A 23,926-nucleotide genomic window follows, 5' to 3' on the forward strand; every position below is an offset into this window, starting at 1 on the left:
ATAAAATAAGGCCTGAGAGGCTCTGTTCGAGTCATCATACGTTGGAATGTGAATACATCTTTAAATTGAGCGCGTTCTGTTCGCCGAGACAGCGGACATCAACAGGTCACATGGCCCATAAGAACAAACCCCATCGTTCCACAGCCATGTGCCGTCGGGCCTGATCAGCACCCCCTTTGCACTCAAACCGCTCCTGAACCGGCGTGTGCATGTCGATCCAGGTCAGCACCTTGTCGAATTCGTCCGCCACTTCTTTCAAGGCCCGGCCCCTGTGGCTGATCTCCCCTTTCTCTTCCATGGTCAGCTCCGCAAAGGTTTTCCCTTTGTCGGGGCAGAAAAAGAGCGGGTCGTAGCCAAAGCCGCCCTCTCCCGAAGGCGCCTGGGCAATCACCCCGTCGCAGCGACCTTCGTAGGTTAGGGCCTGCCCGGTGGGCATGGCGATGGAGAGAACACACTGAAACGCCGCTCTGCGATCTTCAACACCAGCCATCTGTTCCAGAAGCTTGGCGTTATTGGCTGCGTCGTCGGCATTCTCTCCGGCATATCGGGCCGAATAGACCCCGGGCTCACCATTCAGGGCTTCCACCACCAGCCCCGAATCATCGGCGATGGCAGGGTAGCCCAGAACACGAGCCGTAAAACTCGCCTTTTTGTAGGCGTTATCGTCAAAGGTGTCCCCATCCTCAATCACTTCGGGAATGGGCCCGAAGTCGTCGAGGTTCTTCAATTCAACCGGGAACCCGGCCAGCAGGGCCCGGATCTCTTCGGTCTTTCCCTTGTTCCGTGTGGCCAGAACAAGAATAACGGATTTACTCATAGGAGCGTACCACCCTTCCCAGACAACGGGGCCGGCCTTAACGCGGCGACACCGTTGCGTAAATATATGTTGACGGGCATCTCAAGCGTCTGTTCCTTTGGAAAAAACAACACCAAACGGCCCGATCTTAAACAAATTACACTTCCTCTTAATGTATAACCAGAGGCCTTGTAAAGGGTTTTGGGCCATGACAGGCGAAGGTTTTCCAAGACGAACATTTCCGCACTTTTTTACCTCTCGAAACGAACATCTTGTTCATTTTCGAACCTTCTTTTTAACCCATCTGCACCGAAAAGAACACCGCCTGAAGACAGGGTGCCCATCCGGCAGAGAAACGGTCCGAAACCCCTCCTTATTATGACCGTCCGAAGAGAAGGCAACCCCCGCGTCTTCCTGTTTTTCCCCGGCGTCAGTGGCCCAAGGCCTTGACATTCGGGGCTATCACGTCTAAAAAAATGGAGATTTAACTTTAACGAGAACGTCAACACCCATCCATAAGGAATTTTGCCATGCACAAGCTTCTCACAGACAACCCGGGCCAGAAGATGCTCATGCTGGGCAACGAGGCCATTGCACGGGGCGCCATTGAAGCCGGCGTCGCGTTTACCGCCTCTTATCCCGGGACGCCTTCGTCGGAGATTTCCCTCAACTTTTTTCAGATGTCGAAAGAAAGCGATCTCTATTTCGAGTACAGCATCAATGAAAAGGTCTCCGTAGAGGTGTCTGCGGCAGCGGCGAACTGCGGCGTACGAAGCATGTGCGTGATGAAGCACGTGGGGATGAACGTGGCGGCCGACGCCCTTCTCACCCTTGCCTACATCGGCGTCACCGGCGGCATGGTGATCTTAACCGCCGACGACCCCTTTATGTTCTCCAGCCAGAACGAGCAGGACAACCGCTACTACGGCAAGCTCGCAGGGCTCCCCGTGCTGGAGCCCTCCTCCGTTGCCGAAGCCAAGGAGATGACCAAGCAGGCCTTTGAACTCTCCGAAGCCCTGGGCGAGCCCGTGATCCTGAGGACCACCACCCGCATCAACCACTCCACCGGCGTGGTGGAGCTGGGCGAGATCACCGAACGCAAAACCAAAGGCGACTTCACCAAGGACCCCATGCGCTGCGTCACCGTTCCCGCCGTCTCACGGGGCCTCCACGTCAAGCTCCTGGCCAACCTGGACAAGGCCGAAGAGATCGCCTGCACCTCCCCCCTCAACAGGGTGGACGGAAGCGGCTCCTTGGGCGTCATCGTCAACGGCGTCAGCTACAGCTACGTCAAAGACGGCCTCAAGGACCTGGGCGCCACCGACAAGGTCAAAATCCTGCGCATCGGCTTCTCCAACCCCCTGCCCAAGGCCCTGGTCCTCGATTTCATCAAGGGCTGCGACAAGGTCCTCGTGGTGGAAGAGGGCGAGCCCTTCATGGAAGAGGCGGTCAAGGCCGTGGCCCAGGAGAACGGCCTCACCCTGCCCATCTGCGGCAAAGGGGAGCACCTCTTCTCCCGCCTCTACGAATTCGACCCCAAAATGGTCCGCAACATCATGGCCGCCTACTTTGAGCTGGCCCCGGTCCCCAGCCAGAGCGTGGACACCTCCAACGTGCCCGAAATCCCCAACCGTCCGCCCAACCTCTGCGCCGGCTGTTCACACCGGGCCACCTTCTACGCGGTGAAACAGGCCACCCAGGGCATGGACGTCATGTTCCCCTCGGACATCGGCTGCTACACCCTGGGCTTTATGCCGCCCCTCTCCACCGGGGACTTCGTGCTCTGCATGGGCGCCTCCACCAGCACCTCGGCTGGTTTTTCCACGGTGACGGACAAGAAGGTCATCTCCTTTGTCGGAGACTCCACCTTCTTCCACTCCGGCATCATGGGCCTGATGAACGCGGTGTTCAACAACCACAACTTCACCCTGGTGATCCTGGACAACCGCATCACCGGTATGACGGGCCACCAGCCCAACCCCGGCGTGGACATGGACGAGATGGGTTTTGAAGGATACAACTCCATTGACATCGAAGGGCTCGTGAAAGCCGCAGGCGTCAAGCACGTCTCCGTGGTCCGTCCCTACAACCTCAAGAAGAGCATCGCTGCCATCAAGGAAGCCGTGGAGTTCGAAGGGGTCTCGGTGGTCATCGCCAAGGAGAAGTGCACCCTCTACGCCAAGAGCCTCAAGCAGCTCACCGGCAAGAAGTTCCAGGTGAACCCCGAGAAGTGCAAGAACCACAGGGACTGCATCGACACCATCGCCTGCCCCGCCTTCACCACCGAAGGGGGACGGGTCCGGATCAACGAGGATATGTGCGCCGGCTGCGCCATCTGCGCCCAGATCTGCCCTGAAAACGCCATCCTGCCCGTAAAGAAGTAGGCAGAGCGGCTCCATGAACGACACCGGCCCCGCCTGTTTTCAAAAACAGGCATGGGCCTTCGTCATAACCTTTTTTCAACACAAGGTGACACCCATATGGATACCAAAAGACTGATCATCGTGGCGGTGGGCGGACAGGGCAACCTCCTGGCGTCCCGGGTTCTGGGCGAAGCGGCTCTGCTCCAGGGCATCCCCGTGCACATGAGCGAGATACACGGCATGGCCCAGAGGGGCGGGGTGGTGGAATCCTCCATCGTCTTCGGCGATGCCGAAAGCACCATCATCTCTGACGGCGAAGCCGATGTCTTCGTCAGCTTTGAGCCCTCCGAGGCCCTCCGGGCCCTGGGACGCTGCAAAGAAGAGACCGTGACCATCACCAACCTCTCCCCCCTGCCCCCCTTTACCGTGGCCATCGGCAAAGGCGTGTACCCGGAGATCGACAAGGTCACCGAGCTGCTGGCAAACAAAACCAGGCGCCTCATCGCCTTTGACGCCGTCAAGCTCGCCGAAGAGGCCGGCAACGTCCTTTCGGTGAACATGGTGCTCCTGGGCGCCCTCATCGAGACCGGCGTCCTGCCCATCAGCGCCGACGCCATCCGCGAGGCCATCTCCACCAAGACCAAAAAAGCCTTTGTGGACGTAAACCTGAAAGCCTTTGAGCTTGGCTTTGCCGAAGCGGCAAAGCACTAAAGCTCCGCGAATCACGACAGGGTCCGGGGAGGCTTATGCCCCCCGGACCTGAACACGCCTTCCCGGGCCCCCGCCCATGGAAAAAAAATCTCCGGCCATCGATTTCACGACCAATTTGTGTCACCTTATTATTAAGCACGCATTCTTACTCAAGCGCACCGCAACGGCCACCGTCTTTCAAAGACATCGACACACGAACCACCCCAAGCCGCTTAGCCCGAGGGGCATTCGCGAACCCGGGAACGCTCCCCGGAGGAGGCACCGTCCATGATTCAGAAGCGAATCACCACCTTTCTGCTGGGCATCCTCGTGGTGGTGGCCATCGGCACCGCCGGCTACTTTCTTATCTTCCACGGCCAGGAGCGCTGGATCGACTGCCTCTACATGACGGTCATCTCCATCACCAGCGTGGGCTACGGAGAGATCCTGGACGTCTCCAGCAGCATCGCGGCCCAGATCTTCACCATGGGCCTCATCACCTTCGGCATGGGGTTCATCCTCTATGCCATCAGCTCCATCACCGCCTTTCTCATCGAAGGGGAACTGTCCGGTGTGCGAAGGAGAAGACGCATGAACCGAGAGATCAATCGCCTCACCGGTCACATCATCCTGGTGGGAGGCGGGGAAACAGGTCGCCCCCTGGCCCATGAACTGCTCACCTGCGGAGAGCAGGTGGTGATCATCGAGCAGGAGAACGACCCTGCCGCAGCAAGCCTTTCCGCACACCACATCCTCTTTATCGAGGGAGACCCCACCGACGACGCCAACCTGGAAAAAGCAGGCATCGACCGGGCCAAAGGGGTGGTCATTGCCCTGCCCCAGGACAAAGACAGCCTATACGTCACCATGACCGCCCGCATGATGAACAAAGACCTGCGCATCGTCGCCCAGGTGAGCGACCCGAAAATGGCCCCCAAGTTCACCAAGGCAGGGGCCGACAGCATCGTCTCCCCCAACACCATCGGCGCCCTGCGCATGGCCTCGGAGATGGTCCGGCCAGCCGCCGTGGACTTCCTGGACCAGATGCTCCGCAGCGAACAGGGCCCCTTAAGGATCCACGAGCTGCCCATCACCCCGGGCTCCCCCATGGACGGCAGGCGGCTCTCCGAAACCGACCTGAGGCGGGAACACGACCTCCTTGTCCTGGGGCTCAAAGACAAGGAGACCACCCTCTTCAACCCCAAGGCCGACACCCTGCTGGCCTCGGGCATGACCCTGGTGGTCATGGGCAACATCGACGAAATCAAACGCCTCCAGGCCAGGGTGAGCTGAGATGCCGCGGCCGTGGGTCCTCCTCCTTGCCGCAGCGCTCCTGTGCGCCCGGTGCGTCCCGCCCGTCACGCACACCGCCCCCTTTGCGTCAACAGGCACCCTGGAGATCCTCGAACCCCTCGAAGGGGCGATCTACCCCCGGGACATGGCCCCGCCCCTATTTGAATGGAGGGGGCTCCATCAAAACGAAACGCCCTGGCTCGTGGAGATCCGCCTTCCCAAAGGCCCTCCCATCCGCCGGGAGGTACCAGCCTCCCCCTGGCAGCCCGACCCGGGCCTGTGGCACCGCATCAAGCAAGAAGCCACCGGCGCCCCCGTAACCCTTTGCATCTCACGGCCAGGCGGGCCATCCCGCCCCGGCATGGCCCCTTCAACGCGGCGCTTTTTTATCTCCAACGACCCGGTGAACGCCTCCATCCTCTACCGCCAGCTCCCCCTGCCCTATGGCTTCTCAAAAGACGATATCCGGCGCATCACCTGGAAGCTCGGCGCGGTGGATGACACCCACGCCCCCAAAACCGTCATGACCGACCAGCCCACCTGCAGCGGCTGCCACCAGGCCAGCGCCGACGGCCGCCTCCTTGCCATGGAGATGAATGTGGACGGAGACAGCGGCGTCCAGTGGGTGAAACCCGTTGCCAAAACCATGGAGATCACCCACAACGACACCATGAGCTGGAGTGATTATCCCACGCCCCCCTTCTTCCCTCCGCCCCGGGGAAGTTTCGCAAGGCTCTCCCCTTCAGGACGCTTCATGGTGGGCCCGGTCAACGACATCGGCTTCATGGTCACCACCGGCGATGCCGCCTACTCCCAGCTCTTCTTCCCCACCTTCGGCTTCCTGGGGACCTACGACAGGCGCACACAAACCTTTGCCCCGCTGAAAGGCGCAGACGACTGGGACTTTGCCCACACCGATCCCAGCTGGACCCCGGACGGATCCGCCCTGCTCTTTGCCCGGGCCGAGACCAAAAACGCTTACCACCCGGACCTCGGCAACATCCGTATCCTCTCCTCCCCCAAGGGCATCGACGTACTCAACCGGCAATACCCGATCCGCTTCAATATCTGCCGCCTCCCCTTTGATAACGGCAACGGGGGCACGGCCACCCCCCTTGAGGGCGCCAGCAACAACGGCATGAGCAACTACTTTGCCCGGGTCTCCCCGGACGGAAACTGGGTGGTCTTCACCCAAAGCCGGAGCGGACTCATGCTCCAGCCGGACAGCCGCCTTTGCATCGTTCCGGCCACCGGAGGCACTGCCCGAAAAATGACCTGCAACCGCACCGGCATGAACTCCTGGCACGCCTGGTCCCCCAACGGCAAATGGCACAAAACAGCGCCATGGCAACGGAGCTTTTTCTCACCCATGTCAATGAAGACGGCACCGACTCACCGGCCATCCGGCTCCACCGCTTCAGTCACCCGACCATGGCTGCCAATATCCCGGAATTCGTGCCCTTCAAACCGGAGGCCATCGATACCATACGATTGAAGTAACAGAAAAAAAACAGCCTCCGGCGGGCAGGGGATAAAGCCCCTGCACCCCAGGTTCGCACATGCTCCGCCCCTTCGTTCCTCAGGGACATCACATGCGCTGACGGGCTGTGCCCGTAATGGGCGGAGTGGGGTGTTCATGATTCACATGTCCGTTCGATCATACAGCAGCCCTCTCCTTCAGCCCTGCAAGGGCTGAAGGAGAAGCTGAAACGTTTTTGCGGAGCTTTTTTCAAAAAGCGACCCGCCGGAGGCTTTTTCCTTTTTTTCACTATCAGGGAGGCACCATGGGAAAACAATGGAAGGCGTTACTCTTGTGTGTGGGACTCTTTCTCATCGGCTGCGGCGTGCAGCAGGCCAAGGTCTTCAACGAAAGGTACGGGCCGGAGCAGGTGGTCGCCCGGGTGGACGGGGAGCCCAGGGAAGAGCTCACCTATTATGAGGACATCCAGCCCATCCTGGAAAAACGGTGCAGCGCCTGCCACAGCTGTTACGATGCACCCTGCCAGCTGAAGCTCACCTCCTTTGAGGGACTGGACCGGGGGGCCACCTCGCTCATGGTGTACAACGCCTCCCGCATCACGGCAGACGACCCCACCCGACTCTTCATCGACGCGGACACCACCCAAGGGTGGCGGGACAAGGGGTTTCACCCGGTCCTTAACGAACGCACCCAGGAGCCTTCCGTCAACCGGGAGAACTCCGTCCTGGCCCGGATGCTGGAATTAAAGGCGAAAAACCCCCAGCCAAAAAAGGAGCTCCTGCCCCAGTCCTTTGACCTCTCCCTGGCCAAGGCCAACAACTGCGAACCCAGCGAGTCCTTTGACAGCTTTGAGGAGCGCTATCCCCTGTGGGGCATGCCCTACGCCCTGCCCGGGCTCACCAGGGAGGAACACGACGCCATCCTGAAATGGATCGCAGACGGCGGGCTCATGAGACAACCAGAAACAACATCACCGCAGGCAGCCGACATCATCGCCCGCTGGGAGCTCTTTTTTAACGGCACCTCCTTGCGGGAACAGCTCGTAAGCCGCTACATCTACGAGCACCTCTTCATCGCCCATATCCACTTTAAGGGCCTGCCCAGCCGGGAGTTCTACCGCCTGGTGCGCTCCACCACACCTCCCGGTGAGCCCGTGGACGAAATCCCCAGCGTGCGCCCCTACGACGCCCCGGGCATCCGCCCCTTTTATTACCGGTTGAAAAAGACCCCCGCCGTGGTGGTGAAGGACCACACCGTCTACCGGCTTTCCGATACCAAGATGAGACGCTTCAACGACCTCTTCTTTACGCAGCCCTACGAGGTTACCAGCCTGCCCTCCTACGACCCGAACACCGCAGCCAACCCCTTGCGGGCCTTTGCCCAGCTCCCGGCCGCCTCCCGGTACCGGTTCCTCCTGGACGATGCCCACTTTTTTGTGAACGGATTTATCAAAGGACCGGTCTGCAGGGGCCAGGTGGCCCTCAACGTCATCAACGACCATTTTTTTGTGGCCTTTTTCGACCCGGACAAGGACATGATCAGCAACGACTCCGACTTCCTCGCGGAGGTGAGCCCCTTGCTGGCCCTGCCCGGGGAAAAGGAAAACACCCTCAACATTCTCAGCATCTGGTTCACCTACTCCCGCAACCAGAAAAAGTACCTCAAGACCAAAGACGACTATATCGACCGCCTCCACCCCGACCACATCGGCAACGACATCACCCACATCTGGGACGGAGACGGCGGCACCAACGACAACGCCCTGCTCACCGTGTTCCGTCACTTCGACAGCGCCACCGTCCTCAAAGGCCTGGTGGGCCAGGTCCCCAAGACCGCCTGGGTGGTGGACTTTCCCCTGCTGGAGAGAATCCACTACCTGCTTGTGGCGGGCTTTGATGTCTACGGCAACGTGAGGACACCGGCGTTCGCCCGCATCTCATGGATTTCTCCGCATGGAAGGCGAAAACAACTTTTTAAGCTTCATGCCCAGTGACCGCCGTGAGGAGATGCGAAAAAACTGGTACCAGGGCACCCGCGCCGAGTTCAAGAACCACATTGAAAACCCCTTGCTGGGCCTTTCCCGCGAAACAGGCTTCACCTATCGAACCCTGACCCCGAAAGACGAGTTTTTTAAGCAGGTGCTGGCCCATGTGGGTCCCGTCATCCCGCAGCACGACCCCATCAACCGCTGCCCCTCCGGGCATTGCCCCACCGAGGGGGCCAGCCCGCAGAGGATAGCCGTTGAAAAGGCCCTTCGCCGCATCACCGCTATCAAAGGAAGAAAGACCGAGGTGTTCCCGGACGTCTCCTTTCTCCGGGTGGTCACCCCGCCCAATCAGGAGGATCTGGCCTACACCATCATCAAGAACAAGGCCCTGAGCAACAATTCCTTCATGTTCGGCGAAGAGAGGCGCCGCCGCCCCGAAGACGACACCCTGAGCATCGTCCGCGGCCACGTGGGAAGCTACCCCAACGCCTTTGTGCGCATCGACGTTGACAAGGTGGAAACCCTGGCCGACCGCTACCTCAAGGTCAAAGACGAGGTCACCTACTACCTCATGGCCAGGCGCCACGTGGTCCGCCGCACCAGCCCGGACTTCTGGGACGAATACGACTGGCACTGCCGGACCTTTCTTAACGCCCACCCCGTGGAAGGGGGCACCTTCGACCTCTACCGGTACATCCGCATCGCCGAAAAAGAGGACGGGACCCTGGTGGAGTGGTGATAAAGCAGCACCCTATGGCCAAAGCCAGACAATAGCCTTGCCTCCAGCAGCCAGGGGATAAATCCCCTGGACCCCAGGTCCACAAAATGCTCAGGGGCTAAAGCCCCTCCGCATTTGCCATCAGGCCTCGCCCATAAATAAGGTGACGGCTTATTGAGAGACACCTTCATGTTGCCTGAAGTTTTTTCATGTTTTCACGGGCGAAGCCCGTCAGGGAATGTGATGAGCCTGAGGAACGAAGGCGAAAGAGCATTCCCGAACCTGGGGTCAGCCCCTTGCTGCCGGAGGCCTGCTTTTTTTTTACCCACATTGACCATAGAAACGGCCCTACCTTAATAAATCCAGCCCAAAAGCGGCCTTGACCTTTTGGGCGGTCTCTTCGGTTTCTGCCCGGGCTTTCTCCGTGCCCGCACGCAGGATGTTCATAAGCCCGGCCGGGTCTGCGAGAAAGCGAGCCCTGCGCCTGCGGATGGGAGCCAACAGCTCCTGCAGGCATTCTGTAAGAAGAGATTTCAACTTGCTGTCGGCCAGGCCGCCGCGTCGGTAGCCCTCTTTGAGGCTGGCCACAAGGGCTTCATCCGGGCAAAAGGCATCGAGATAGGTGAAGACCACGTTCCCCTCCACAGAGCCGGGGTCTTCGATGCGCAGGTGGTTGGGGTCGGTGTACATTTTCTTCACGGCGCGCTCGATCTCGGCGTCGTCGCTGCCCAGGGTGATGACGTTCCCCAGGGATTTGGACATCTTTGCCTTGCCGTCCACTCCGGGCAGGCGGGAGACCTTGCTGAGAAGGGGGCGGCACTCCACCAGCACCTCGCTGCCCGCAACCTGGTTGACCTTGCGCACCACCTCATTGGTCAACTCGATCATGGGCAGCTGGTCCTCCCCCACAGGGACAAGGTCCGCCTGAAACGCGGTGATGTCTGCGGCCTGGCTGATCGGATGAGAACCCACAGATGGAAGATGGCACCGAACTGCTTGCCGGCAATTTCCGCTTTTACGGTGGGGTTTCGCTGGAGACGGGAGACCGTCACGAGGTTGGCGTAGTACATGGTGAGCTCGGCTAGGGCAGGCAGCCCCGACTGAAGGCAGATCACGGTGCGCTCGGGGTCAATGCCCACGGCCAGGTAGTCGGCCAGCACATTGAGGATGTTGCCGGACACCTTGGCAGGGGTGTGCCCGTTGTCCGTCAGGCCCTGCATGTCCGCAATGAGAATGGCCTGGGAAGAGGTGTCCTGCAGCGCCACGCGCTGGGTAAGGGAGCCGACGTAGTGGCCGAGGTGAAGGGAACCGGTGGGGCGATCGCCCGTAAGGATTTTTTGAGACATCTTGTTCTCCTTTGATATGTTTAACACCACCGAAGGAGACGATTGCACGCACGTGTCAATTCATTCGTCGCCCTTCGGCGGCAAATGAAGACAATACAAGTCCATGTGCCGCTCCGTCAGGAGCGCCACCAGAACATGCGCGTCGTTACTGTCTGTGTCTCTGTGTTTTTCATACCCACGACCTACCACCCTTCCCACAAAAGAGCAACAAATGCATGCCTCCGGCGGCAAGGTGTGCCACCTTGAAAGCTGGTTGCGAATGCGCTTTCCCCTCGTTCCTCGGGGAAAATCCCATTCGCCTTTCCTTCAGGGCCTTTCAGGAGACCTTGCAAGACACCATTTGTCGAGGGTTTCAAAAGCCTGCCCGGCTTTCCGCGGGCCAAGCCCGTAAGCACGTGTGAAGGGCTTTAGCCCCGGGGCATGTGCAAACCTGGGGTTACGCTTCGGCGTCGTTGTCAAACGCGGGCTTGCAGAGGATCTCACGGATTTTCATCTTGAAGAAATCGGCGGTATTGACGGCGCGCAAAACCACGGCAGTGTCGGCACCCCTGCCGGAGCCCCCCACACAGATGACGTTCTCACCGGCAGAGATAAGCCCGGCGTCGGCGGCCATGAGGCTCACCTCCACGGCCACTTTGAGGCCCGCTCCGAAGAGCTTTAAGGTTTCGGCAATGACCTCGTCCACCTGGTAGGTGTTGAACCGCAGGCGCACGGCCCTGCCGATACCGAAAAAGGTGTGACCACAGGTGAGGACCTTTACGCCCGAGGCTTCGAGGCGCCCCCGGGTGTCCGGCTCCAGCTCCTGGACATTGGGCCCTTTAAGGCCCGTAAAATGGGTGACGGCCACCACATCGAACCCTTTGAGGATCTCTGCGGCCAGTTGGGCTGTGTAGCCGCTGGTCGTTGCCAAAACGCAGGTTTTGATGCCAAGGGCCTCGCCCTGTTCCCTGACGCATCGCAGCACATCGTCGGTGTTGGTTTTTCCGGGCTGGTCAAAAAGAATCATAGGGTGTCCATCTCTTTGGTGGGGTGGTGTGGATTGTACTCGAAACCCGGGCCGTTTCGGCCCGGGCATGTTTTTTCAGGAAGGTTCCCCCCGCCTCCGGCCCTTGCGGCTGGTATCGCCCTTGAGCCAGGCTGCGTAAATGGCCTCCTGCTCATCGAGGATATCCCGCAGCACATCCATGGTGGTCAAAGGGTTCATGAGGACGCTGCGAAGGACCACGACCTTTCCTTCGGGATACCCCGGAAAGACGGTCTCGTGCTCCAGCACGGTCCGGGAGACAAAGCTGTTGCCCGCCTCCCGCTGCTCCTGCTGAAGGGCGCGGTTCACCTCGTTGAAATATTCATTGATCTCAAGGATCCGCTCGGGGGAGGCCTGGGCCATCTCCTTTTGGAAGGGGGTCGGGCAGACGCGGTAGGTGAGGATGTTGAGTTCCGGCCGGGTCACCAGCTGGAAAATGTCTCGGCCATCGATCTCCTCGGCAAAACGCCGGGCCAGCTCGATGCCGTGGTCGATGAGCATGCCGTAACCCCGGCTGCCCATGATCTTGAAGGCGCTGTCCAGGATAAGGCAGTTGGCTTCCCGGGAACCGGAGAGGGTCTTGCTGCCTAAGTCCACGCTCCCTTTGCGGATGATGTAGTTGGCATGGTAGGCCACAGCGTCCAGGCTGGTGGGGTCTTTGAAAAAGACCATGCCCGAACTCATGGGCATGTAAAACTGCTTGTGGGCGTCGATGGTGACGGAGTCCACCTCTTCGATGCCCTTGAGAAGGTGGGCGTAGGTCTCGCTCATAAGTGTGGCAGCCAGCGGCGTCGGCGTGGAGATGGATGCCCTCTTTGCGACAGATAGCGCTGATCTCGGGGATGGGGTCCACATTACCGGTCTCGGTGGTCCCTGCCACGGTGACCACAGCAGCCACCCGGGTCCGTCCCTCCTTTTTTAACCCTTCGAGAATCTCGGCCAGGCAGTCCACCCGCATGCGGTTGGTGTTGTCCACGGGCACAGGAATGATGTTGCCGTTGCCGATGCCCAGGATCCCGCCGCATTTCCGCAGGGAGTAGTGGCACCTCTTGGAGACAAGGATCACGCACCGGTCGATGTTGTGAGCGGCGTAGGCGGCGGCCAGCCCTTCGACTTCAACGCCCCCAAAGGATTCCGTGGGACCCAGGGCCCTGTTCCTGGCAACCCAGAGAGCGGTGAGATTGGCCGTGGTGCCCCCTTCGGTGAAGGAGCCCAGGGAGGTATGGGTGTTCTGGACGTGCTCCCGGTAAAAGGCGTCCTCTTTCTGGTAGATGATGCGGTGCACCTTGGCCACCACCTGCTTCTCCAGCACGGAGAGCATCTTGGAGGTTTCCAGCTTCACCACGTTCTGGTTCAGGGCGGCCACAATGGCCTTTAAATGCACCATAAAATAGGGAATGGCAGCCGTCATGTGTCCCACGAAATAGGGTGAGGCCACGTTCACGGCGTGGGGCACAATCTCTTCGAAGACCCCGCTGACCACATCGGCCAGGCGCTTTTCAGGCAGGCTGTTCATCACGGTGTCGGTACACCGGTCTGCGATCTCCTTGAGGCTCACGGCTTCGGTGATTCCCACGTTCTGGATCAGAAAATCGTGGAGATCAAAGAGGATATGGCGCATATGATGCACCAGAACGTCCCGTGTTTTTTCATCTTCCTGGTTCTGCACCTCGATCAGCGGATGCAATTTCCTGCGCCTCGCCATCGTTTTTCACTGCACTGCCCGTCTTTCACGCCCCTTTCAAACCCCCTGTTTCAGAGACCTGATACCATCGTATCATGATCTGATATCCCGTTTACGCAAAAATAACAACGCCGACTAAAAAAAAAGCCCATTGACAGCCCCCGTCTTTCAAGGGTTTCTGGCCTCCCCTGCTCCTTTCCTCCCTTTCGGATCCATTGGGGGCATGAAAAACCCCTGAGTCCGGGGCAGCCCTCAGACGTGCTAAAATACGTGAATACAGGAGCAATCCCGTGCCTCATTTCTTGACAACCTTTTCATTATAGCCTAAATTTTGCTGGCTCACAGCGGCACCCACCCCCACCGGCGCCCGAGCCGTCGCCAACGGCCCGGAACCCATGGGATTCCGTAACAAGGGTTCCGTTCACCCTGTCTGGGGACTGTTCCCGGGCAGACGCACACTTGAGACACCGGGACGCAATACCCGGGCAAGGCAACAGGGAGCCATGACCGAAGACGGAAAAGGACAAACCGGGGTTTTTGTGGCAGCAGCCGTGGCAACGCTGGTCATCGTGGCCATCTTCTCCTTTTTCTCGGGCCCCGACGCCGCCCAGAGGAACATCACGGAGGCCCCCATTCCGGCCAGCCACTCGGGCCGCATCGAAGAGGAGAGCTTTTTCCTCTACTTTGCCCAGCGCGACGGCCGTTTTCTCACCTCCGAGGAACGCACCGTCTCCACGACAAAAGATCCCTGGCAGCTGAGCCAGAAGATCATCGCGGCCCTCATTGACGGCCCCGAACGGGGCAGCGCCCGAACCCTGCCGGCAACCACCCGCCTGCGGGCCCTGTACATCACCGACCCCAAGGTGGCGGTGGTGGATTTTTCCCGAGAGATCCGGGAAGAGCCCATGGGCGCGGCCTCTGAACTGCTCACCGTCTACTCGGTGGTCAACTCCCTGGCCGTCAACATCCCGGAGATCGATGCCGTCCGGATCCTCATCGAGGGCGAGCGGGCAGAGACCCTGGCCGGCCACATCGACATCTCCGAGCCCCTTGCTCCCGACATGCTCATGGTACGATAGGGGCCGACAAGGGCAAAGCAGCACGTAACACAACAGTCACATGCCCCTAACACGGGACAGGCTGTGTCCATATTAGAAGGAAGAGTGACGGACGACGGGAAGCTCCCGCCCCGTTTGCAACATAAAGATCGAAAAAAAGTCAACATCACGTGCCCGGGCCATGTGGCCGCACAGCGGGCTGGTGACCCATCGCATCGCTGGTGAACCCCACCACCCTTTGCCGGACTTTTTTTGAGGCCATCAGGAAAAACACGCACACATGAAAAACGACAGCGGAACAGCAGCAACATCATCATGGCCCACATCGATGCGGGAAAAACCACCGTCACCGAGCGCATCCTTTACTACACGGGGCGGTCCCACAAAATCGGCGAGGTCCATGACGGCGAAGCCACCATGGACTGGATGACCGACGAGCAGGAACGAGGCATCACCATCACCTCGGCGGTTACCACCTGCCAGTGGCACAACAAGCAGATCCAGATCATCGACACCCCGGGCCACGTGGACTTCACCATTGAGGTGGAGCGGTCCCTGCGCGTCTTGGACGGCGCCATCGGCGTCTTCTGCGCCGTGGGCGGGGTTCAGCCCCAGTCCGAGACGGTGTGGCGCCAGGCCGACAAATACAAGGTTCCCCGCATCGCCTTCATCAACAAGCTGGACCGCATCGGCGCCGACTTTAACGGCGCGGTGACCGCCATCCGTGAAAAACTCGGGGCCAACCCCGTGGTGATCCAGCTCCCCGTGGGAGCCGAAGAGTCCTTCCAGGGCGTCATCGACCTCATCGCCATGGAGATGATTGCCTGGAACGACGACTCCCTGGGTGCCGAGTTCGAAACCGGTCCCATCCCCGAGGCCATGATCGACGACGCCGAAGCCGCACGGGATGCCATGATTGAGGCCCTCTCCGACGTGGATGAGGAGATCATGGAGGCCTACCTGGCCGAAGAGCCCGTCACCAACGATCAGATCAAGGCGGCCCTGCGCAAGGGGACCATCGACCTCTCCATCGTGCCGGTCCTCTGCGGCACGGCCCTCAGAAACAAGGGCATCCAGCCCCTGCTCGACGCCATCTGCGACTACCTGCCCAGCCCCGTGGACATCCCTGGCCGGCCGACGACAACCCCACCAGCGGCGAGGCCGTCACCTTTGAGCAGAAGGTCAAAGAGCCCCTCTCCGCCCTGGTCTTCAAGGTCTCCATGATCGAAGGCCGCAAGCTCTCCTTTGCACGCATATACAGCGGCAAGCTCATTGCGGGCAGCGAGGTGTTCAACCCGCTGTTGAAAAAAAAGGAGAAGCTCTCCCGAATCCTGCAGATGCACGCCAACCGAAAAGAGCGGGTGGCCGAAGCTGGCCCGGAAGCAATCCCTGGCATCGTGGGCCTCAAGGACACCTCCACCGGGACACCCTCTGCAACGCCGACAACCAGGTCATCCTGGAGCGTATCGACACCTACGAGCCGGTGATCTCCATCGCTGTGGAGCCCAAGACCCACGCCGACCAGGACAAGCTGGACACGGTTCTGGCCAAGTTCACCACCGAAGACCCGACCTTGAAGGTCCGCACCGACGAGGACACCGGCCAGACCATCCTCTCCGGCATGGGAGAGCTGCACCTGGAGATCATCATCAGCCGCATGCAGCGTGAGTTCAACACCGACGTCAACGTGGGCAAACCCCAGGTGGTCTACCGGGAGAGCATCACAAACGAGACCTCCGCCACCGCCACCTTCGATCGCGAGATGGCCGGTCAGAGCCACTACGGCCAGGTCTCCCTCACCCTCAAGCCCCTGGCCCTGGGCGAGGGCAACCGGTTCGTCAACAACCTCTCCGAAGAGGAGCTGCCGCCCCAGTTCAGCGCAGCCATCGAAAAAGGGGTCATGGACGCCCTGGACAGCGGTACCCTCCTGGGCTACCCGGTGGTGGACGTGGAAGCCACGGTCACCGGGGCCGACACCCGGGAAGGCCACGGCACCGAGCTGGCCTTCTCCGTCAGCGCCTCCATGGCCATGCGGGAGGCCCTTTCAAACGGCTCCCCCTTCCTGCTGGAGCCGGTGATGGCCGTGGAGGTCTTTGTACCCGACGACTTCATGGGCGAAGTCATCGGCGACCTCAACTCCCGTGGCGGCAAGATCGAGGCCATCAACCCCAACGCGGGCATCCAGGAGATCAACGCTGCCGTGGCCCTGTCCCGGATGTTCGGCTACTCCACCGCCCTTCGTTCCGCCACCCAGGGCCGGGGCAACTTCACCATGAAGTTCTCCCACTTCGACCGCGCCGTGGACAAATAGGGGCTATGCCCCAAAATAATAATACATAACGATATTTCACCTCAAATGCGTTACGTCTCGACGCAACGATCAAAAAAACATGCTGAGGACGTATGGGGTGATTTCGTCATGTGTAATTCATACCTGGCATAGCCCTAACGGGTCGCCACACGGCACCCACCCGCATTAAATAAAAAGGGCCGCTTCCCCATGGGAAAGCGGCCCTTTTGCTTTTCGTCTTCAGCCCTTCGCCTTTGGCCCTTCGCCTTTAGCCTTCAGCCTTTCACCTTTTCCCCTTCTTCATCAGGCACCGGCTCCTCGGCCTTCTCTTTCTTCTTCTTTTTCTTGCCCGTAATCGACACAAGGGCTTTTTCCACCTCTTTGCGGGAGGCGTCATCAGGCGCCATCTCCTTTGCACGCTTCAGCTGGAACACGGCGTTGCGAAGGTCCCCTGATGCCCGGTAGGAGAGGCCGAGGTGGTAGGCGGACTCATAGGCTTTTCCCAGTTTGGCATAGGCATTGCCCAGGTCGTAATGGGCCCGTGCCCCGGGACCGTAATCCCTTGCCAGGGGCAGGAGGCGGTCCACCGCTCCGTCGTAGTCCCCCTCTTCAATAAGGAGGCGCCCCATCCAGAGGTTGCTTTCAAAATCATCCGGATCCATGCTCAGGGCCCCCTCCAGCAGGCGGCGTGACTCCGCAAGCTTGCCCTGATGAAAATAGATCCAACCCAGCCCCTTGAGGGCGTCCTTGTCAAAGGCTCTTTTTTCCAGGACCCGCCGCATGTGAACGGCGGCCTTGTCGTATTTGCCCATGCGGTCCATGAGAAGGGCCAGACCGTATTCGGTGTACAAGGGGGCATCTCCCCGCTCCATGGCGTTCATAAACCGCTCTTCCGCCTGGTCCACCGGGGTGTAAAGGGCCGTGAGCCGCGCCTTGATCTTCAAAAACTCCGACTGGTCGATGACCTTCCTTCGGGCGTCGAGTTCCTCTTTATGGGCCTCGATCCAGTTGCTGATATAGACCAGCCGGTCTTCCAGGGCGGGGTGGGTGGTGAGGTACGTGGGGACCTGGGAAGGCCCGAACCACTGCTTGGAGCGAATGGTCTTCAGGGCCGTGAGCATCTCCTCACCGCCGTACCCGGCCTCCATCATGTACGTCATCCCCACCTGGTCGGCCTGCATTTCGTCTTCCCGGCTGTAGGCCAGGGCCGCGCTCTGGGAGCCCGCCAGGGAGCCCAGGGTCAGGGCTCCGGCAGCCTCGGAGTTCCCCCCGGCCACCCCCACGAGGATGCCGGCGGCCACACCGGCCAGGGTTCCTATACCGATCTTTTTGGAACGCTCGATGCGGTCGGAGATATGCCGGCTGTAGACATGGGAAATTTCGTGGGCCACGATGCCCGCCAGGGCCTCCTCCGAAGGGAGCCCCTGGATCAGCCCGCTATGGAAAAACACGTGCCCACCGGGCCCTGCAAAGGCGTTGTACACGTCGCTTTGCACCACATAAAAACGGTACTTGAAGTGCTGCTCCGGAAAGGCCGAGAGAATGCGGTTCCCCAAGGTGTTGATATAGTCACTGACAACGGGATCATCCACAATCCGGTACTGGGCGCGTATCATCCGGATGAACTCTCCGGCCACTTCGTTCTCCTCGCGGATGGTGATGGCCGAGGCCACCTGACCGCAGAGAAACACACACATTATCGCCATGGAGACAGCCCGTAGAAAAGGTCGTCTTCTTTTTTTCATGCACACCTCAATATTGCGCTCGTTTCGTCCTGCAACGGCCCTTTCGGGCCCGACAAAATGCGGCAGGTTCCTTTGAAAATATCATACCTTGCGCCATGCGCTCTGTCTGTGATCCCAGGCACAACCGGGGTTCCCGGCTTCCGACCCGCATCACAGCCAGCCCACTTTAGCACACCCCCTGCTGCCCCACAACCGGCCCCCGGTGGCCCCACGGCAGGACCCTGCGGGGGGGACACGCCCACCCCACAAGGAACTAACACTCCAATTATACAAGCAATATCTACACTGCCGTTTTTTGCTCATTTTCTTTGCAAAACCCCTTTTTTATGCTAATCTCCTCGACCATGGCACAGATTATCTGCATAGCAAACCAGAAAGGCGGCGTGGGTAAAACCACCACATCCATCAACCTGGCAACGGCCCTGGCCAAGATCGGGAAACGCACCCTTCTTGTGGACTGCGACCCCCAGGCCAACGCCACCACCGGCATCGGGATCGACAAGACAGCCCTCCGGGAAAACCTGTATCACGGTCTCATCGGTGATGCGGACGCACAGGCGCTCATTCATCCCACGGCCGTGGAGGGACTCTCCGTGATTCCCGCCCGGGTGGAGCTCATCGGCTTCGAGGTGGAGATGATGGCCCACGAAGGCCGGGAGCTGGTGATGCGCGAGCTTCTGGAGGAAGTAAAGGAGACCTTTGATTACATCGTCATCGACTGCCCTCCCTCCTTGAGCCTGCTCACCCTCAACGCCATGGCCTCGGCCGACTCCATTCTGGTCCCCCTGCAGAGTGAATTTTATGCCCTGGAAGGGCTCACCCAGCTCATCGACACGGTAAAACGCATCAAGGCCAGCTTGAACCCGCGCCTTCGCATCAGCGGCATCCTGCTCACCATGTTTGACCGCCGCACCAACCTCTCCTTTCAGGTGGCGGAAGAGGCTGAAAAACACTTCAACGACCTGGTCTTCACCACGCGTATCCCAAGGAGCGTCCGGCTCTCCGAAGCGCCGAGTTACGGCGAACCCATCTTTCTGTACGACCCCTCCTCCGTGGGAGCCAAGAGTTACCTGGCCCTGGCCAAAGAGGTGGTCGAGCGGTGATGACACCGTAAGCCCCGACGCCCGACGTGATGTGACCGGTTGGCAACCACCGCCACAAACGCGCCCTTCCACTTTCCGGCCGCCCATGGCCGGAACCTTCGGACGAAACGTCTCGTCCACCATTCAGACACATGGCGCCCGATGGGGGCAAGGCCCGCCCGGCCCTTGCCCCTGTTAACCCGGGACCTTGAGCAGACCCTGCCGTGCAGGGCCGATAACCTTCACCAAGAGAGACGGTGAGATAAAAAACATGACCACTACCGCCAAATCACGCAAAAAAAAGGGCCTGGGCCGAGGGCTCTCCGCCCTGATCCCGGAAAGCAGCCTTCAGCTGGACGACGCCCCGGAATCGTCCCAGGAATTCTTTCGCTGCGACATCCACCGCATCAGCCCCAACCGATACCAGCCCCGGCACACCTTTTCCGATGAAGAGCTTTCGGAACTTGCCGACTCCATCCGGGAGCAGGGCATCATCCAGCCTTTGGTGGTACGAGCCGCCGAGGCCGGTGCCTACGAGCTGGTGGCAGGTGAAAGGCGCCTGCGCGCCGCAAAGCTGGCGAAACTTGACACGGTCCCCGTGGTGGTCCGCGACGTCTCCGATGCCAAGCTCCTGGAAGTGGCCATCGTGGAGAACATCCAGCGCGAAAACCTAAACCCCATTGAAGAAGCCGAGGCGTACCACCGCCTCATGGAACTCTTCTCCCTTACCCAGGAGGAGATGGCCGCCAAGGTGGGCAAGAGCCGCCCGGCCGTGGCCAACTTCCTGCGCCTGCGACAGCTTCCCCCGGAGATCAAAGCCAGCATTCAGGACGGTCGCCTCAGCATGGGGCACGCCCGGGCCCTTTTGGGAACGGACAACCCCCTCACCCAGAAAGAGGCCTTTCGCACCGTTCTGGAAAAGGCCCTCTCCGTCAGACAGACGGAAGCGCTGGTCCGTCGCCTCAAAACCGAGAACCAGCAACCCGAACAAGAGCCCGAGGTGCCTTCCGCACACCAACTCCAGCTCGACACCATTGCCGAGCGCCTGAGCCACCGATTCGGCAACAGGGTCCAGATCAAGCAACGGGGGAAAAAGGGCCGACTTGAAATCGAGTTTTACGGCGATGACGACTTCAATCGCCTTCTCACGCTTCTGGAAACAGCCTAACATGAAAATTATCATCGCGCGCACCGCCGGATTTTGCATGGGCGTCAGACGAGCCGTGGAAACGGCCCTGGACGCCTCCAACGGCCAGGACGGCCCCATCTGCACCTACGGCCCCCTGATCCACAACCCCCAGGTCCTGGACCTGCTCAAGGAAAAAGGGGTCCCCGCCATCTCGGAGATCCCCGAACAGGGCGACGGCACCGTGGTGATCCGTGCCCACGGGGTTCCGCCCGAGGCCAAAGAGGCCCTCAAGGACGCAGGATTTTCCGTCATCGACTCCACCTGCCCGCGCGTGATCAAGGTGCAGCGCATCATCCACCGCTACGCCAAAAAAGGCCACCACGCCATCATCATCGGGGACCGGGACCACCCCGAGGTCATCGGGCTCAACGGCTACGCCCACGGCCTGGGCCATGTGGTGGAGACCCTTGACGAGGTCAAGGCCCTTCCCCACTTTGAAAATGCCATCCTCGTGGCCCAGACCACCCAGAACGTGCACTTTTACGACGAGGTCAAGGCGTGGGTCGCCAGCACCCACCCCCACTACCTCACCTTCGATACCATCTGCGATTCCACGGAAAAAAGGCAGGCGGACATCCTGTCCATCGCCCAGAACGTCGACGCCGTGGTGGTGGTGGGCGGCAAAAGCAGCGGCAACACCCAGCGCCTGGCAGAACTGGCCAGGGAATCGGGCAAGCTCACCTTTCACATCGAGGACACCGACGAGCTGGACTTAAGCCGGATCAAGCACCTGAAATCCGTTGCCATCACCGCCGGGGCCTCCACCCCCAACTGGATCATCAACAAAGTCTACCGCTTCATCGAAAGCGGCACGGCAAGCGAAAAGGACCTTTTCGGCATCCCGGTCTCGGCCCTGAAGATGGCGTTGCTGCGCAGCAACGCCTACCTCGCCCTGGGGGCGGCCTTTCTCTCCTATGCCTGCTCCATGCTCCAGGGCATCGACCGCTGGCTCATCCCCGCGGCCGTGGCCATGCTCTACGTCCTGTCCATGCACATCTTCAACCACCTCACCGCCATCTCCTCGGACCGTTACAACGACCCGGAGCGAGCCGATTTCTACGACCGAAACAAGTGGCCCCTGGCGGGCTTTGCCTTCACCGGCGGCGGCGTGGGCCTTCTCCTGGCCTACAGCCAGGGCCTCTTTGCCTTTCTCGTGCTGCTGGGCATGAGCCTGGCGGGCCTCTCGTACAACGCCCCGGTGATCCCAAAGCGCTTTTTCCAAGGCAGGTACCGATGCCTGCGGGACATCCCCGGCTCCAAGACCATCCTCATCACCGCGGCCTGGGGCACAGTCACCGCCCTGCTGCCCGCCCTCACCAGCGACAACGGGTTCGGTCTCGCCACCCTTCCCGCCCTGGTCTTTGCCTGCGGCATGGTCTTTGCCCGGACGGTCTTCTTCGACATCCTCGACATGCAGGGGGACCGCATCGTGGGCCAGGAGACCTTCCCCATCATCCTGGGGGATAAAAAAACCATCCGCCTGCTCAAGAACCTGCTGGTGGCCCTGGCCGTGATGCTCCCGCTTATCAGCGCCCTGGGCATCTTCTCAAGCCTGGGCCTTCTCCTCTGGATCTGCCCGGTGCTGATGTTTGCCCTGCTCATCGCCTACCAGAACCATCTTCTCCTGGCAGGCGTGCAGCTTGAACTCCTCATCGAAAGCCATCTGGTGCTGGCAGGGGTCCTGGCCCTCACCTGGAGCCTCTGCATCGGGTAAAATGGCTGCCTCCGGCGGCCCTGCCGGGGGCCAACCTTTTAAATAAGGTTGCCACACAGGTTTTACATATGGATGGGACATCGCCTCAAGCCGTTGCGAACACAAGCGGACCTGGCCCCCCCACCATTCGTTTCCCCACAAACCACAACGGGCCACCACCGATTCCCATGAATCGGTGATGTCCCGTTTTTTATACCCCGACAGCCCTTCTGCGTTACGCCTGCCAGACCACGCTGAGCTGGTAGCCGTCCCGGAAGGCAGGGGTGTCCCAGGCGATGCCTGTCACCACCTCGCCGTTATGGCAGATGCCGCGATTCAGGATCTCCACTTTTTTAAGGCTCTCGTGAAAGCCTTTGGCGATGTATTTAAGGTAGGCCTCTTTGAGGGTCCAGCGCCGGTACCACTCGGCATCGGAGGCCCCGTTCAGTTCGGCAATCTCACGGGGGGTAAAGGCCACGCGGGCCACATGGGGCATGCGACCGGCCTCCACCTGTTCCAGGTCCACGGCCACGCGCCGTTCCTTTCGGGTGGACACCACGGCCACGGCGTGGTCCCCGGAGTGGCTGATGGAGATGTGGGTGGCTGAATGGTCCGCCAGAAAGGGAGCCCCTTCGGGCTCGGTATCCACGGTGACGCCCCGGGGTGAAACAGACAACACCTCTGCCGCGGCCTGCTTCACAGCCAGCCTTCCGCAGAGCCACTCCGCCTGTTTTTTCAGCACGCGGAACCCCGATGCGCGTTCGGTCTCGGCATCGGTGAACAAGGAGGAAAGGCCGGAGACCGATTGCAGGTCCACACCGGGCAGGCCCCGTTTCCCGGACGGAAATTCTGGGAGAAATACCCCCATAAAAGCGGCAATATCCACGTCGGCCAGCATCATCCCCCCGTCAAGCCGGGATAAGTGCACCATCTGTTCCAGGGAAGGGTTCACGTCTCATGACTCCTGAATAGGGTTGCGGTTCGTGCCCGATATCCTCTTCGGGCAGCGTATGGTGCCATGTTTGCCAACGGTTGTCAAAACAGGTGCCAGAGAAGAAGGGATTCGGAAAAACGGGCAAAAAGGCGAATAAAAAAAGGAAATCATGCCATTCTGCCGTTACCACAAAGAGAACATTTTCTCACATATCGTCCCATACCACGACACATCGCCATGCCTTGCTCCGAATCCAAGTGTTTTCATCAGGTCGCCATACCACCGAATTTTCTTCATACTAACGATGCGTTATAGCTAACCTCCACACATACTCCGGGGTCCCGACAAAGGCTTCAACCGGAGCACTCATCGCCACAGATTACCCATTCAAGGAATTGACAAGTATTTGACACCAGGAGAACAATATTCTATAATTCCGCGACCCAGTGATCAGGAGACGTTCCGATCACCCCCAAGCCGCCTCCAGGACATCCCGCCCATGCGTTTCAAGCAAGGGGTATCCCAACGGCCCTCCGCTTCCAGCGTTTTCAGGA

20 protein-coding genes and 1 pseudogene are annotated in these 23,926 nt (G+C 60.1%); 13 read left to right on the plus strand and 8 right to left on the minus strand.

Annotated features, from left to right (window positions below; translation table 11 throughout):
* Positions 1-106: 106 nt before the first annotated feature.
* Positions 107-817 (minus strand): XTP/dITP diphosphatase, encoded by a 711-nt coding sequence (locus ACOYW1_RS23975; RefSeq protein WP_482420043.1) that lies wholly within the window; start codon positions 815-817, stop codon positions 107-109.
* Positions 818-1,326: 509 nt separating this feature from the next.
* Between ACOYW1_RS23975 and iorA the strand changes: the two genes are divergently transcribed.
* The 6 genes from iorA (at position 1,327) to ACOYW1_RS24005 (ending at position 9,348) form a co-directional block, all read left to right on the plus strand.
* Positions 1,327-3,180, plus strand: coding sequence for an indolepyruvate ferredoxin oxidoreductase subunit alpha (iorA, locus tag ACOYW1_RS23980; RefSeq protein WP_482418114.1), 1,854 nt, complete (start codon positions 1,327-1,329; stop codon positions 3,178-3,180).
* A 96-nt stretch (positions 3,181-3,276) separates the two neighbouring features.
* On the plus strand, positions 3,277-3,870 hold the full coding sequence (locus ACOYW1_RS23985; protein WP_180142604.1) for an indolepyruvate oxidoreductase subunit beta: 594 nt from the start codon (positions 3,277-3,279) through the stop codon (positions 3,868-3,870).
* A 267-nt stretch (positions 3,871-4,137) separates the two neighbouring features.
* Entirely contained in the window at positions 4,138-5,142 is a 1,005-nt protein-coding gene (locus tag ACOYW1_RS23990) for a potassium channel family protein (protein ID WP_482420044.1), read from the plus strand.
* Position 5,143: 1 nt separating this feature from the next.
* Positions 5,144-6,637 (plus strand): TolB family protein, encoded by a 1,494-nt coding sequence (locus tag ACOYW1_RS23995; protein WP_482420045.1) that lies wholly within the window; start codon positions 5,144-5,146, stop codon positions 6,635-6,637.
* Positions 6,638-6,926: 289 nt separating this feature from the next.
* Positions 6,927-8,615: a fatty acid cis/trans isomerase gene (locus ACOYW1_RS24000; protein ID WP_482420046.1), complete on the plus strand. Its 1,689-nt coding sequence runs from the start codon at positions 6,927-6,929 to the stop codon at positions 8,613-8,615.
* A complete protein-coding gene (locus ACOYW1_RS24005; RefSeq protein ID WP_482420047.1) occupies positions 8,575-9,348 on the plus strand; it encodes a fatty acid cis/trans isomerase in 774 nt (257 codons plus the stop codon). The genes ACOYW1_RS24000 and ACOYW1_RS24005 overlap by 41 nt, the downstream gene beginning before the upstream one ends.
* Positions 9,349-9,675: 327 nt before the next feature.
* Here ACOYW1_RS24005 and ACOYW1_RS24010 read toward each other — a convergent pair whose 3' ends face one another.
* From ACOYW1_RS24010 to ACOYW1_RS24030, 5 genes and pseudogenes are all read right to left on the minus strand, one after another.
* Positions 9,676-10,299 carry a hypothetical protein gene (locus ACOYW1_RS24010; protein WP_482420048.1) on the minus strand — a complete coding sequence of 208 codons (624 nt, stop codon included), beginning with the start codon at positions 10,297-10,299 and terminating at the stop codon, positions 9,676-9,678.
* Positions 10,212-10,673 (minus strand): hypothetical protein, encoded by a 462-nt coding sequence (locus tag ACOYW1_RS24015; protein ID WP_482420049.1) that lies wholly within the window; start codon positions 10,671-10,673, stop codon positions 10,212-10,214. The genes ACOYW1_RS24010 and ACOYW1_RS24015 overlap by 88 nt, the downstream gene beginning before the upstream one ends.
* Positions 10,674-11,109: 436 nt before the next feature.
* Positions 11,110-11,679: a pyruvate kinase alpha/beta domain-containing protein gene (locus ACOYW1_RS24020; RefSeq protein ID WP_482420050.1), complete on the minus strand. Its 570-nt coding sequence runs from the start codon at positions 11,677-11,679 to the stop codon at positions 11,110-11,112.
* Between the two features lie 75 nt (positions 11,680-11,754).
* Complete coding sequence (locus tag ACOYW1_RS24025) at positions 11,755-12,468, minus strand: pyridoxal phosphate-dependent decarboxylase family protein (RefSeq protein ID WP_482420051.1); 714 nt, start codon at positions 12,466-12,468, stop codon at positions 11,755-11,757.
* Positions 12,469-12,541: 73 nt separating this feature from the next.
* Positions 12,542-13,402: pseudogene (locus ACOYW1_RS24030) on the minus strand (pyridoxal-dependent decarboxylase); the annotation flags it as partial.
* 482 nt (positions 13,403-13,884) lie between these two features.
* On the opposite strand from ACOYW1_RS24030, the gene ACOYW1_RS24035 reads away from it, so the two are divergent.
* The 4 genes from ACOYW1_RS24035 (at position 13,885) to ACOYW1_RS24050 (ending at position 16,750) form a co-directional block, all read left to right on the plus strand.
* Entirely contained in the window at positions 13,885-14,460 is a 576-nt protein-coding gene (locus ACOYW1_RS24035; RefSeq protein ID WP_180142590.1) for a GerMN domain-containing protein, read from the plus strand.
* 294 nt (positions 14,461-14,754) lie between these two features.
* On the plus strand, positions 14,755-15,663 hold the full coding sequence (locus tag ACOYW1_RS24040) for a GTP-binding protein (protein WP_482420052.1): 909 nt from the start codon (positions 14,755-14,757) through the stop codon (positions 15,661-15,663).
* Positions 15,660-15,926 carry an EF-Tu/IF-2/RF-3 family GTPase gene (locus tag ACOYW1_RS24045; RefSeq protein WP_482420053.1) on the plus strand — a complete coding sequence of 89 codons (267 nt, stop codon included), beginning with the start codon at positions 15,660-15,662 and terminating at the stop codon, positions 15,924-15,926. The genes ACOYW1_RS24040 and ACOYW1_RS24045 overlap by 4 nt, the downstream gene beginning before the upstream one ends.
* The gene (locus ACOYW1_RS24050; RefSeq protein ID WP_482420054.1) at positions 15,923-16,750 is read left to right on the plus strand and encodes a translation factor GTPase family protein; all 828 of its coding nucleotides are present in this window, start codon (positions 15,923-15,925) and stop codon (positions 16,748-16,750) included. Before ACOYW1_RS24045 ends, ACOYW1_RS24050 begins: the two co-directional genes overlap by 4 nt.
* A 254-nt stretch (positions 16,751-17,004) precedes the next feature.
* Here the strand turns inward: ACOYW1_RS24050 and ACOYW1_RS24055 are convergent, their stop codons facing one another.
* Positions 17,005-18,435: a M48 family metalloprotease gene (locus ACOYW1_RS24055; protein WP_482420055.1), complete on the minus strand. Its 1,431-nt coding sequence runs from the start codon at positions 18,433-18,435 to the stop codon at positions 17,005-17,007.
* 383 nt (positions 18,436-18,818) lie between these two features.
* On the opposite strand from ACOYW1_RS24055, the gene ACOYW1_RS24060 reads away from it, so the two are divergent.
* The 3 genes from ACOYW1_RS24060 (at position 18,819) to ispH (ending at position 22,459) form a co-directional block, all read left to right on the plus strand.
* The gene (locus ACOYW1_RS24060; protein WP_482418123.1) at positions 18,819-19,577 is read left to right on the plus strand and encodes a ParA family protein; all 759 of its coding nucleotides are present in this window, start codon (positions 18,819-18,821) and stop codon (positions 19,575-19,577) included.
* Between the two features lie 250 nt (positions 19,578-19,827).
* Positions 19,828-20,724, plus strand: coding sequence for a ParB/RepB/Spo0J family partition protein (locus ACOYW1_RS24065; protein WP_482420056.1), 897 nt, complete (start codon positions 19,828-19,830; stop codon positions 20,722-20,724).
* 1 nt (position 20,725) lies between these two features.
* The gene (ispH, locus tag ACOYW1_RS24070) at positions 20,726-22,459 is read left to right on the plus strand and encodes a 4-hydroxy-3-methylbut-2-enyl diphosphate reductase (RefSeq protein WP_482420057.1); all 1,734 of its coding nucleotides are present in this window, start codon (positions 20,726-20,728) and stop codon (positions 22,457-22,459) included.
* 214 nt (positions 22,460-22,673) lie between these two features.
* On the opposite strand, the gene ACOYW1_RS24075 is transcribed toward ispH, so the two are convergent.
* A complete protein-coding gene (locus ACOYW1_RS24075; RefSeq protein ID WP_482420058.1) occupies positions 22,674-23,390 on the minus strand; it encodes a 4'-phosphopantetheinyl transferase family protein in 717 nt (238 codons plus the stop codon).
* Positions 23,391-23,926 lie beyond the last annotated feature (536 nt).

The organism is Desulfoluna sp. CYM3A, assembly GCF_056829965.1.